The organism is Candidatus Binatia bacterium (assembly GCA_029248525.1).
Classification (GTDB): domain Bacteria; phylum Desulfobacterota; class Binatia; order UBA12015; family UBA12015; genus UBA12015.
In genome coordinates this window covers 22,768-34,378 of the sequence record JAQWJE010000016.1, presented here as the reverse complement: position 1 = coordinate 34,378, position 11,611 = coordinate 22,768, and the positions used below count along the sequence as shown (strand labels likewise).

Sequence of the window (11,611 nt, the reverse complement as noted above, 5' to 3'; positions counted from 1 at the left end):
GTTTCCGCGATAACCAGTGTATGCCGTCATTGGAAGGAAAAAGAGCCCTCGTCCTCGGAGTCGCGAACGAACGCAGCATCGCCTGGGGCATCACGCAGAAACTCGCCGCCGAAGGGGCTCAGGTCGCCCTGACCTTTCTCGGGGATACCCTGGAAAAGCGTGTGCGGCCGTTGGCCGATAAAATCGGGGCCGATCTGGTTCTGCCTTGCGACGCCTCTCAGGACGACCAGATAGCCGCGATGTACGAGGCGATCGACGCGAAATGGGGCGGGCTGGATATCCTGATCCACGCCATCGCCTTTGCGGACCGTCAGGATCTGATGGGCCGCTTTGTCGATACCAGCCGCGAAGGCTTCCGCCTTGCGCTCGACGTCAGCGCCTATTCCCTCGTTTCACTGTCACGCGGTGCGCGTCCACTGATGATCTCCGCTGGTGGCGGATCGATCGTGACTCTGACCTTCGATGGGAGCCAGCGCGTTTTCCCCAACTACAATGTCATGGGTGTCGCCAAGGCAGCCCTCGAATCCGCGACCCGCTATCTCGCAGCCGACCTCGGTCCGGAAAATATCCGCGTCAATGCAGTCAGCCCCGGACCGATTAAAACGTTAAGTGCCGCCGGGATCCGTAATTTTCGTGATATGCTCAAGCTATCCGAATCCAAGTCCCCGCTGGGTCGAAATATTTCCACTCAGGATGTGGCCGAACTTTGTGCCCTTCTGGCCGGGGACGGCGGCAGCGGGATCACGGGACAAGTTCTGAAGGTCGATGCCGGCCTGAGCATTCTGGGAGTCTGAGGAAGTCATATGGCCACACTAGCAATCACTTTACTCTCGATTGGGTTCATTGCTGGGTTGGGCCTTGTCTGGAAACTCTCCCAGGCCGAGCCCGAGCCTCAGGAAAAGCGAGTCCCCCCCGAGTTCGACGATCTGGCGTGAGAGGCAAGGCCTAACGGGACAGGAGCGGCTCGAGATCCGCAACGAGCATGGCCGGATCGAGCGGCCAGTCCGGATACAAGATCGGGGTCTCCGCAAGCGCGCGCTCACGCAAGCTCGCATCCGCGGTCGCCAGAAAAGGCAGCTGAAAAAGGCCGTCGACAATGGCCTCGAGGGGGTAGGTCGAAACCGGGTTTTCCGCAACGTCGATCGGTGCGAAACCAACCGTATAACCGGCCTGCAGGGAATCGTGAAAGAGCTGCAACTCCCCGCCGTAAAACGGCCAGGAAGCAGGTTCCAGGCCGCGCAGACGACCCGCCTCGAACAAATGAAGCCCGCATTGGAGGTCTGCATTCCGAAACGCCGGATCGGTGCTGCGCTCCAGCGTGAGCAACGCCAAGGTATTGGAAAAAGCTTCCAGATGAATGCGCAAACGCGACCCATCGGTCCCGGGTGCCCGAAGGTCGATCGCGTCAGGTGGCCGTGTACCGATGACATGAGAGAACGGCCCGGAGACCATCCGAGCCGCGAGACTCTCCAGACAATGTCCGGGGAATGCGCCATCGGCATCCAGTACGGCCACCCAGCTCTCGTCACCGTCGAGATGCGCCAGACCCTCTGCGAAAGCCGGCCATTTCCCGACTCCCGCCGGCAGGCGCACCACGCGCAAACGCTGATCCGAGGGCAAATCCAGCAATGGAGGCAAGCCTTCCGGCCCGGCCTGAGCCACCACAATGCACCGGCGTACGGATCCCGGAAGGTCGCCGAGCGTTCCTGCCAGAATCGCAACGTCCTCCGGTTGGCGCAGGTAGGCCGGGACAATCACCGCGCCCGCCGGCGAGTCCACCGTCACTCGCGACGACTTCCTTCGGCAACCCAACGGTAGCCGGGCAGAATTCCTTCGAGCACCATCACTTCTTCGCCGGTGACCCGCGTCAGCTTGGCCAAAGCCATATCGTATTGGCGAACGCTGTCGTAGTAGCTTGAGGAAACACGAGCGTAATTCCCCAAAGCCTGCAGGATCTCGGAGGCGTCCCCAATACCGATATCGAAGTTCGTCACCGACAAGGTCAGGATGGCGCGCCCTGCCTTCCGCCCGTCCTCGAGGACCTCCAGCGACTCGCGAGCCTGCGTCACTCCGTCGTAGGCCTCCTGAAGCTCCAGTTCCAGCCCCGAGCGGGCGCGGCGACTCTCCGCATGCAGCTTTTCCACTTCGGCCTGCGCCGCCGAGACACGAGCCTCGGTAAGATGGAAATTGAGCGGCCAACGAATCCCGAGCACACCACCGGGCCCCCGCAAATAGTTGAATTGGTCCCAGGCGAAGGGGTTCAGCTGTCGCTTCCGCTTGGGGGCATAGCTGTAGGCAAACGTCCCGCTGAGGAAGAAGCTTGGGTAGTAGTCAGCCTCCAGGGCATCTCGCTGGCTGGACTTGGCTTCAATGCCAAACTGCAGCTGCTTCCACTGCGGACTTTGCGAGAAGAGTTGCTCCTCGTAATAAGCCAACTCCCGAACCTTCGCCGGCACTGGATCGAGAAAGCGCTCGCCGACATCGAGTGGATCCCGACGGGGTTCCCCGGCAAGAATTCGCAGCGCCTCCAGGGCGATGCGCTCGCTCACTTCCAGTCGTGGGATTTGCTTCTTGATCTCTGCGCGCCCGACGCGCAAGTAGAGAATATCGAGTTCCGTAATATCCGCATCCCCGTCCTCACGGCGCTCGCGTGCCGTCTCGAGGGCGTCATCAAACCCCTTCGCGGTCTCGGCCACGATCCCCCCTAGGGTCCGCGCAAGAAGGATGTTGAAGTAAAGTTCCTTGGTTTGCTCGACAATCGCGTTCCCGGTGCGCTCGCCGGCCGCCATCTGTGCGTCCACCGCTCGCGCAGCGGCCTCGATATTGGAGGTGATTTTCCCCCAGGTAAACAAAGGCTGAACGAATTGAACCTCGACTTGGGTAAACGGTCCGTACGCATTGGTATCGACGGTATCCAATGGCGCATTCACAGTGCCGCGGGCCCGCTTGCTGACCCCCGACAAGCTCAAGGCATGAAACTCGGGGAGAAATCGCGCCGCCTGAGCCGTCCCCAGACCTCTCTCGCGAATGGTCACCTCGCTCCGCGCCACGACCATCTCCGGCGCAGCAGCCAGAGCACCTCGAATCCATGTAGGCAAGGAACGCTTCTCGAGACGGACGTCGCGGGCTTCGGTATCGATCGGTGCGGCCGAGGCCAACGTGACCGAGACAAGGCAGAGGACCACGGCCATCGCCGCTCCAAGTGCTCGCTGCCTGTCGCCTTTCGAAAACATTCCGTGTTCGCCCAACTCGTCGTCCTAACGCGCGCTATGGCGTACCCTGAAAATCCAGAGACCGATCAGAAGAGTCCCGACTCCGAATATAAAAAGGACACCTAGCGTGTCTGCGATACCCGCCAACCCCTGATCTCTTAGCACGAGATCATTCATCCCCCGCATAGCCCAAGTGGTAAAAAACCCCTCGGCAGCCAGTCGCAGCCCATTCGGCATCATATCCGGCGGCCAGAAAAGGCCACCCATCCCCGACCAGATCATCATCGCGGCCAAGCCCAGCGATTGTGCCTGCTCCCGGGTCCGGGCGATCCCGCCCACCACCAACCCCAGCGTGACGCAGCCAAGGACGATCATTGCCGAAAGCAGGAGAAAACCGCTCACGGACGGGCCCAGAGACACATCAAAGAGAAAATGGGCCCAAAGCAGAAGCAGGACCAATTGCCCAAACCCGAGCACAAAACGCGCACCTAATTTCCCGCATAGAATCCAGGTGAAGCCTGCGGGGGCTACCAGCAATCTGGGCAGAGTCCCCCATTCCCGTTCCTCATGCAGCCCCATCGACACACCAAAAATGATCGCCAGAAGCGTGAACATGATCGTGAAGCCGGGCACGTTCGCCTCGAAATCGGAGATCGCCGTGCGGTTTCCCGTGAGGTTACGTTCCTCGATCACCATCATATCGTCGGTCAGGGGATCGGCGAGAGCTGCCGCTTCCTTGTCCATCAGCAGAAGCAGTACCTTGACCGCCTGCACTCCTTCGGGTTCCGCGGGGTCCGTGAGCAGTTCCACCACGCTCGGTCGCCCCTGAAGATAGCGCCGACTCAGACCGGGGGGGAACACCAGCGCTGCCGGCGCACGGTTTTGCACCGCGACCATATTCTCGGCGCGCTCGCGATCCATGACCTCGACAATCGCATGCTCGCCGAGGAGTTTCCGGAACGCTCCGGCCACAGGCCCTCTGTCTTCATCCACGATCGGAATCGTTATGCGTGGTGTATCATCGCCGCTGGAAAACAGGGCGGCAGCGATAACCGTGATCACGAAAATCGGCACCAGAAGTGCGAAACCGAGCGCCCAGGGATCCCGCAGGATCAGGCGAAGGTCTTTCCAGAAGACCGCAATCATTGGCTGGGCGCGGGAGGCTTCTTTCCGTGAAGTTTACGATCGAGACGGTCGAGTAATCCGTCGAGAGAATCCTTGGAGAGCGCGCGATCAAATTGGGATCGGAAGTTTGCGCCGAGGCTGACGTCTTCGATCCGGATATCCGTGGCGGCCCAGCCGTCTTTTGTTTTGCGCAGATCGTAGTCCACGCCGAAGCGATCGCGGTCGGTGACGATCTCTGTTTCGACTTCCGCGGTATCGCCGACGATTCGCTCGTCGCCGTAAGCAAATTCAGGCACATCAAAAAGAAGCAGCCGTTGGACGTAGGTCCGAACAAAAAGATCCCGAAATAGCGAAAGAAATCGGGCTTCCTGCTCGGGACTCACCCCTTCCAGGTGCTTGCCCATCGATCTCCGGCCCAGCGCATCGGTATCGAGAAAGTCCCGCAGCAGAACCTTCAGCTTGATCAATTTCGCATCGCGATCTCCGGGACCGGTGACGATGGTATTGGAACTCTGCAAGATTTCCTGAGTATGCCGCATTGGCCCTTCGACCAAATAGGTCTCGGCCGCCGAAACCGGGGAAACCGTCAAGCATGCGAACAAACAAACCAACTTGATCTTGCGCAATATTTCCGTGACTCGAACTATCAATCGCGCAGCTCCTTGCCGGTAATTTCCATGAAAATGGTTTCCAGAGAGACAGGTGTGACCTTGATCTGCACAAGCTCTTCCGCCAGCGCGCCCGGAGCGCAGACCGTTGCAAGAAGCGGCTGCGCATGACGAGCATAAATACGCACCAGAGGACCGTGAAATTCGACCTTCTCGACCTCGGGATGATTCTCGACAATCGGAAGTGACGTCATCCCCATCGGAAAACGGAGCTCGACGACCTCGCGCGTCCGTGAGCCGGCCAAAAGCTCGGGAATCGTACCCAGAGCGACAATCTTCCCCTCGTCAATCACACCAATGCGGTCACAAAGCTCCTCCGCCTCGGCGAGATAATGCGTTGTGTAGAGGATCGTGAGTCCCTCCTCACGCAAGCGGCGGACAGCATCGAAAATATGAGCGCGCGACTGAGGGTCCACGCCCACAGTTGGCTCGTCCAAAAGAACCACACGAGGCCCACTGACAAGCGCGCAACCCAGATTCAGCCGGCGACGCATCCCTCCCGAAAACGTGCCCACGCGGTCATGCCGGCGCCCCTGCAATTCGACAACCGCGAGCGCTTTCTCAACCAGGGCCCCACGCTTGGCTGTCGGGACGCCATAGAGCCGAGCAAAAAACTGCAGGTTCTCTTCCGCCGTCAACGTGGGATAATGAGCCTCTTCCTGAGGGGCTACGTTCAAAAAACGGCGGGCGCGGTGCACCTCTTTTACGACGTGCTTCCCGCACACCCATGCGTCCCCGGAAGTGGGCCGGATGCGGGTCGAAATCATCGAAAGGGTGGTGGTTTTTCCGGCTCCATTCGGACCCAGAAGGCCAAAAATTTCCCCCTCGGGGATCGTCAGGGAGATACCCCGAACGGCCTCGCGCCCGTCGTAGGTGCGACGCAATTCCTCTGTGACGACAGCGGCGGCCATAGTCATCGATTAACCGTCCCCTCCCGAGCGGTCAATCCGATCGGGACGTCGCAGCCATCGCGATTCCCGACTCCTCAAACCGGGAAGGGGTCCCGCAATAAAATTGTCTCGTCTCGTTCCGCACCAACCGAGATCAAGGTCACTGGCGTCGCAGTGAGCTCCTCGATGCGCTTGATATACAAGCGTGCCTCGCGGGGCAGGTCCTCGACCGCACGGGCCCCCGACAAATCACCCGTCCAGCCGTCGATCTCTTCGTAGATCGGACGAGCCTCGGCCAGTCCCTGCACGCTGGCCGGCATTCGATCGAAGCGAGTCCCCTTACAATCGTAGCCGACGCAGATCTTCAATTTTCCTAATCCCGATAGAACGTCCAGTTTGGTCAGCGCGATACCCGAAAGACCGGAGAGCCGGGCGGCCTGACGCACGACAACCGCATCGAACCAGCCACAGCGACGAGGTCGCCCCGTGGTGGCGCCAAATTCGCCACCTGCTTCGCGAAGGCGCTCCCCGGTTTCGTCGGTGAGTTCGGTGGGGAAAGCCCCTGCCCCGACGCGGGTCGTATAGGCTTTTGCGATTCCGAGAACACGTCCGAGGTGGCGCGGCGCGATGCCGCCACCCGTACCTACGGCTCCCGAGAGCGTATTCGAGGACGTCACAAAAGGATACGTCCCGTGGTCGATATCGAGCATGGCGGCCTGAGCCCCCTCAAAGAGGATGCGACGATTGGCCTGACTTTCGGCAGCGACATAGGACACGGTATCCGTAATATGCGGAGCCAGTCTCTCGGCGTAGGCAGCATACTCGTCACAGATCGCATCGACCGACTGCGGTTCTGCACCATAGGACTCGAGCAGCAGATTCCGTTCGGCCAGAATCCCGGCGACTCTTTCGCGGAAGAACTCGGGCTGGATCAAATCCACCATACGCACACCGCGGCGGGCGGCCTTGTCCTCGTAACACGGGCCAATGCCGCGGCCCGTGGTGCCGATCGCGCCGGCGCCGGCGCCTTTTTCTCGCGCCGCATCAAGCGCGCGATGGACAGGGAGAATGACATGCGCCCGCTCGTCGATCCGGAGCTGAGCTGTTTCGCTCAGGTAGCCTCTGGCCTGCAAGCCATCGATCTCGCCAACCAGAACTTTGGGGTCAATGACGACGCCAGGCCCGAGCACGCAGACTGTTTGCCCATGAAGAACTCCAGCCGGAATCAGATGAACGACCGTTTTTTCCTTGCCGACAACCAGAGTATGGCCAGCATTATTGCCGCCCTGAAATCGGACACAGACATCTGCATGGGAGGCAAAGCGGTCAACGACCTTCCCTTTTCCCTCATCACCCCATTGGGTGCCAACAATCACCAGGCTCGACATTGATCTTTGCCTCCGTTCAGAAACGAATCACGCCAGCGGATACGATTTCCGCAGCACCGCGGAGCTGTTCCAGGACTTCTTCGGGAACCTCGTCGTCGACGTGAAAAAGGGAAACGGCCATCTCGCTATCCCCGTCGCTAGCGAGCTCGAGGCGCGCAATATTCACGCCATTGACCCCCAAGAGAGTGCCCACTTTCCCGACGACTCCGGGAACATCCCGGTTCTGCAACATCAGGATGATCCCCTCGGGTACAGCTTCCAGATAGAAATCATTGATTTTCACAATTCGACCGAACCGGCTGGCAAAGACGGCCCCGGCGACATCGTGGCGGGAACCACCGGCGAACTCGACTTTGACGGAAACTCGATTACGGAAATCACTTCGTTTCGAGGAATGAATTTCCTCAACATCGATGCCTCGCTCGCGGGCCACGGCCGGCGCGCTGACGTAGTTCAAATCGTCTCCGAGAATCGGCCGCAGAAGTCCACGCAGAATGGCGGCCGTCAAAGTCTTGGTCCCGAGGTCAGCGGCGTCGCCACGATACTCGATGCCGACCTTCACCGGAGTCCCGGCACCGGCACCCTTCTCGTTCGCGGCGAGCTGCGAGGCCAACGAGCCGAGTCGTTCTCCCAGCTCGAGGTACGGACCCAGAACCTCGCGTTGCTCGGAGGTGAGGGCCGGCATATTGATGGCCGCGGTAATCGCACCTGTCTCGAGATAGTGCGATACCTGCTCGGCGATCGCGATGGCCACGTTCACCTGCGCCTCGCCCGTGGAGGCACCGAGATGCGGGGTCGCGATCACCTCGGGCATTTCCAACAACGGATTCCCCAGCGGTGGCTCCTCGACAAAGACATCCAGCGCCGCGCCAGCAACTTTGCCGGAACGGATTCCTTCGGCCAGAGCGCTCTCGTCCACGATCCCACCGCGAGCGCAATTAATGATGCGCACGCCGGGTTTCATTTTGGAGATAGCCTCGGTCCCGATAAGGCCTCGCGTGTCGTTGGTCATCGGCACGTGCACCGTGACGAAATCCGCACGTGCGTAGAGATCATCGAGGGAGACCAATTCGGCATCCAGCGGCATGGTCTCAGGCGTCACGAAGGGATCGTAGGCAATCACTTTCATCGACAGCCCTGCACCGCGATCGGCAACGATCCGACCGATATTCCCCAGACCGATCACGCCCAGCGTCTTGCCCGCAACTTCGATCCCGGTGAACTTGGAGCGCTCCCATTTGCCGTTGGTCAGCGAAGCGTAGGCCTGCGGGATATGTCGCGCGAGCGAGAGCAGCAGAGAAATCGTATGTTCGGCTGTCGTCGTATTGTTGCCACCGGGGGTATTCATGACCACGATGCCGCGACGGGTGGCCGCCGGTACGTCCACATTGTCGACGCCAATTCCCGCTCGACCGATGACCTTGAGACGGGTCGCGGCCGCGATCACCTCGGCGGTCACGCGGGTACCGCTGCGAATCACCAGCCCATCAAATTCCGGAATGATCTCCAGCAGTTCTTCGGCTGACAGACCGGGCCGATCATGCAGTTCCAGATCCTTCCGGGATGCCAGGATTTCGAGCCCTTCGGGGGCTAATTTGTCCGAAACTAGAACGCGATATGACATTCCGATTTTATGAACCTCAAAAGACTTGCAAGGCCGTTCGCCAGCCGCGGGAAAGAGAGTGCCCCCCTCGGCGAGGGGGGTTCGGAACCGTAGATGAAATCGAAGGAATACGCCGATCGGTTCCTCACCCTACTGGCTAACAGACCCCGAAAGGCGTTCAAGAGATCGCCCGGCAGAGCCGCCCAGAGCCCCGCGCTACCTGCCGGCCGTTTCGCTGAAATTGACATCCCCGTCCGGCGCCGATACCCGAAAAAGTGTGGTTACCATGCAACTTCGATGGAAACGTCTCGTCCGAGGGGCAACGGCTCTTGCAATTCTGGCGCTCGCTTCGCCAGTTGCTGCTGCTGAAGTCGCCGAGTCCGAGAATCAATCTCTCGCCGCATCCGGCCTGATTGCCGGGGCAACCGCGGCCGAAAAGGCCGCGCTGATCGAGAACCCGTCGGTCTGGGCCATGCTCAGCTCGCAGTGGGAATATCCCGCACGCGAGCAGCGATTGCCGGTCGTTCCGGGCAACCCGCTGCAACCAGCGCGCCTGACGCTACGCGAGGTGGTCACGACAGCTTTGGCTCACAACCCCCGACTGCTCAGCGAATCCCTTCAACCGCTTTTCGAGGAGCAGGGGATTCTGGCAGCCACTGCTCAATTCGACCCGATCCTTGGAAGCGATGCAAATTTCGGCCGATTGGCCGAGCCCTCATCGAGCCTTCTGCAGGGCGCGAACGTTCTCCAGCAGTATTCTACCAATTGGGATCTTTCGGTGCGGAAGATGGTCCGCACAGGCGCCTTTATCGAAGCCCAATGGACCAACCGAAAGTTCACCACGGACAACACCTTCTTCGATCTCAATCCAACCCTGACACCGCAGGCCTCGTTGACCATCAACCAGCCGCTGCTGCGCGACTTCGGCCTGTATTTCTCAACCTTGCGCATCCGGCTGGCCGAAACGTCGACGGATGCAGCCGTCGAGGGCTACCGGACCAATGTCGCGAATTTCATCACCATCGTTATCCGCGCGTATTGGGATGTCGTGCTCAAGGAAGAGAGCCTCGATGTCCTGCAGGGCTCCTTTGAATTGGCCCTCAAGACCGTCCGGGACAACCGAACCCGGGTGGACGTCGGCGTCCTGCCGCCCGTTGCGGTTCAGGAAAGCGAAGCCGAGGCCGCACGCCGCAACGAAGACGTAATCGTCGCAGCGAATATACTCGAGCACGCCAAACGTAATCTCCAAAACATGGTGTACCTGCCGGGCCAAAGTGAATTCTTCCCCCGACGCGTCCAGCCGGTGGAAGCCCCCACCCATTCCCCCAGAGAACTTCCCGAACTCGGCGCCGCCATCGAGGTCGCCATGCAAAAGCGACCGGAAATAGAGGCTTCTCGTCTTGCGGTCCGGGGTGGCGACCTGCGGGTCGCCCTGAACAAGAACCAGGTTCTGCCTCGGTTGGACGTCTATGGCGCCGGTGGCCTCAACGGTCTCGGCGGCACCGTCCGTCCGGGCATCAACGACTTTACTGGCCAGCCCTACAACGACCAATTCGCCGGCAGCTATGGCAAAGCACTCGATCGAATGGTCGGCGGGGACTACTACTCTTATACCGCAGGGGTGCGAATCGAGGTGCCCATCGGGAATGCCGCCGCCGAAGCCGGTTACCGTCAGGCACGGATCCAGAGAGAGCAGATGTCGGCGCGCTATCGCCAACAGATCTCCGATGTCGCTCTCGATGTCAGTCAGGCTTTCGGCGATGTGCAGTCCGATGTCCAACGGATGTCGGCAACGCGTCTGGCTCGCGAGCTGAGCGAAGAAAACCTGCGCAACCAGATGAAACGCTACGATGTCGGGATGGCCACTACCACCGACCTTCTCAAGTTCCAGAACGACGTTGCGGCTTCCAAGCTCGCCGAGATTCGCTCAGTGATCGACTACAACAACTCGCTGGCGCGCTTCGAACGCTCGCAAGGCACGATCCTCGATCGTTATAACGTCGAGATCGCCGGTCGCGGGGAGACGGACTTTCCCTGGTGGTCTTTCTAGACCACCCGCTCACTCCGGGGGAAACTTGGCAAGAATCCGCTTGACGGCATCCTGAATCGTGTCGGTCGTGGACTGTTGCGTGGGATGGCGGGAGAGCTTCGCCGAGAAAGAGCCACGCCAGAACAACTTCATGTCGCGGTGGTCGAGGAAATCGATGATCAGGGTCCCCTCGTCATAGCTGCGCACGGTCTGTTGGGGCGGTATGGCGACCCCGTAGCCATAACCGCCATACCGGCCATAGCCGTAGGGGGAGTAGGCGGCCCTGCCGTATCCATAGCCGGGATAAGCTCCCATGCTGGTGCCGACGTAGCCCGGGGTCGAAGTAACCGAAGTTTTCTGATCGACGACGGTGTCATAGGCGATGAGAAAATCAGCATCGTCGGTGAAGGCCTTGGCGTAGCCCTTGCTGGTCATGTCCTGGCTGATCGCTGATCGAATCCGACGCTCAATCAGATCGTTGCGCTCCTTGCGGTTTTTCGGATCACTCTCACCGGCCGGCAGCCAGGCCCATTTCTTCATGGCCTCGTAGTTTTCGGCGGGATCGAAATCGACGCGAACCATCGGGCCGCTGCAGGCCTGCGCGAAAACTAAAATCAATGATGCCAGAAGAAATCTTTTCTGGTTCCTAGCCATACTGCCCCCTCAAGCCGGAGGGCCACGAGAGGATCGTGACAC

General features: G+C 60.1%; 11 protein-coding genes. 3 read left to right on the top strand and 8 right to left on the bottom strand.

Features of this window, described 5'->3' with window-relative positions; all coding sequences use genetic code 11:
- Positions 1-20: 20 nt before the first annotated feature.
- The gene (locus P8K07_04610) at positions 21-794 is read left to right on the top strand and encodes an enoyl-ACP reductase (protein MDG1957804.1); all 774 of its coding nucleotides are present in this window, start codon (positions 21-23) and stop codon (positions 792-794) included.
- A gap of 9 nt (positions 795-803) precedes the next feature.
- A complete protein-coding gene (locus P8K07_04605; protein MDG1957803.1) occupies positions 804-935 on the top strand; it encodes a hypothetical protein in 132 nt (43 codons plus the stop codon).
- A gap of 10 nt (positions 936-945) precedes the next feature.
- On the opposite strand, the gene P8K07_04600 is transcribed toward P8K07_04605, so the two are convergent.
- The 7 genes from P8K07_04600 to serA all read right to left on the bottom strand — a co-directional run bounded on the left by P8K07_04600 (position 946) and on the right by serA (position 8,907).
- Positions 946-1,785: a glycosyltransferase gene (locus P8K07_04600; protein MDG1957802.1), complete on the bottom strand. Its 840-nt coding sequence runs from the start codon at positions 1,783-1,785 to the stop codon at positions 946-948.
- Entirely contained in the window at positions 1,782-3,233 is a 1,452-nt protein-coding gene (locus tag P8K07_04595) for a TolC family protein (GenBank protein ID MDG1957801.1), read from the bottom strand. The genes P8K07_04600 and P8K07_04595 overlap by 4 nt, the downstream gene beginning before the upstream one ends.
- A gap of 24 nt (positions 3,234-3,257) precedes the next feature.
- On the bottom strand, positions 3,258-4,358 hold the full coding sequence (locus tag P8K07_04590; GenBank protein ID MDG1957800.1) for an ABC transporter permease: 1,101 nt from the start codon (positions 4,356-4,358) through the stop codon (positions 3,258-3,260).
- Positions 4,355-4,987 carry an ABC transporter substrate-binding protein gene (locus tag P8K07_04585; protein ID MDG1957799.1) on the bottom strand — a complete coding sequence of 211 codons (633 nt, stop codon included), beginning with the start codon at positions 4,985-4,987 and terminating at the stop codon, positions 4,355-4,357. The genes P8K07_04590 and P8K07_04585 overlap by 4 nt, the downstream gene beginning before the upstream one ends.
- Complete coding sequence (locus tag P8K07_04580; GenBank protein ID MDG1957798.1) at positions 4,984-5,922, bottom strand: ABC transporter ATP-binding protein; 939 nt, start codon at positions 5,920-5,922, stop codon at positions 4,984-4,986. The genes P8K07_04585 and P8K07_04580 overlap by 4 nt, the downstream gene beginning before the upstream one ends.
- Positions 5,923-5,990: 68 nt before the next feature.
- Positions 5,991-7,283 carry an adenylosuccinate synthase gene (locus P8K07_04575; GenBank protein ID MDG1957797.1) on the bottom strand — a complete coding sequence of 431 codons (1,293 nt, stop codon included), beginning with the start codon at positions 7,281-7,283 and terminating at the stop codon, positions 5,991-5,993.
- Between the two features lie 16 nt (positions 7,284-7,299).
- Complete coding sequence (serA, locus tag P8K07_04570; protein ID MDG1957796.1) at positions 7,300-8,907, bottom strand: phosphoglycerate dehydrogenase; 1,608 nt, start codon at positions 8,905-8,907, stop codon at positions 7,300-7,302.
- A 265-nt stretch (positions 8,908-9,172) separates the two neighbouring features.
- Here serA and P8K07_04565 point away from each other — a divergent pair, with 265 nt between their 5' ends.
- A complete protein-coding gene (locus tag P8K07_04565) occupies positions 9,173-10,936 on the top strand; it encodes a TolC family protein (GenBank protein ID MDG1957795.1) in 1,764 nt (587 codons plus the stop codon).
- A 9-nt stretch (positions 10,937-10,945) separates the two neighbouring features.
- Here P8K07_04565 and P8K07_04560 read toward each other — a convergent pair whose 3' ends face one another.
- On the bottom strand, positions 10,946-11,569 hold the full coding sequence (locus P8K07_04560; GenBank protein ID MDG1957794.1) for a DUF4136 domain-containing protein: 624 nt from the start codon (positions 11,567-11,569) through the stop codon (positions 10,946-10,948).
- Positions 11,570-11,611: the final 42 nt, after the last annotated feature.

Bases quoted from the DNA above. Each gene is read 5' to 3' on its own strand.
- P8K07_04575 (MDG1957797.1), bottom strand. From the start codon at position 7,283: ATGTCGAGCCTGGTGATTGTTGGCACCCAATGGGGTGATGAGGGAAAA.
- P8K07_04560 (MDG1957794.1), bottom strand. From the start codon at position 11,569: ATGGCTAGGAACCAGAAAAGATTTCTTCTGGCATCATTGATTTTAGTT.
- P8K07_04605 (MDG1957803.1), top strand. From the start codon at position 804: ATGGCCACACTAGCAATCACTTTACTCTCGATTGGGTTCATTGCTGGG.
- P8K07_04595 (MDG1957801.1), bottom strand. From the start codon at position 3,233: ATGTTTTCGAAAGGCGACAGGCAGCGAGCACTTGGAGCGGCGATGGCC.
- serA (MDG1957796.1), bottom strand. From the start codon at position 8,907: ATGTCATATCGCGTTCTAGTTTCGGACAAATTAGCCCCCGAAGGGCTC.
- P8K07_04590 (MDG1957800.1), bottom strand. From the start codon at position 4,358: ATGATTGCGGTCTTCTGGAAAGACCTTCGCCTGATCCTGCGGGATCCC.
- P8K07_04580 (MDG1957798.1), bottom strand. From the start codon at position 5,922: ATGACTATGGCCGCCGCTGTCGTCACAGAGGAATTGCGTCGCACCTAC.
- P8K07_04565 (MDG1957795.1), top strand. From the start codon at position 9,173: ATGCAACTTCGATGGAAACGTCTCGTCCGAGGGGCAACGGCTCTTGCA.
- P8K07_04610 (MDG1957804.1), top strand. From the start codon at position 21: ATGCCGTCATTGGAAGGAAAAAGAGCCCTCGTCCTCGGAGTCGCGAAC.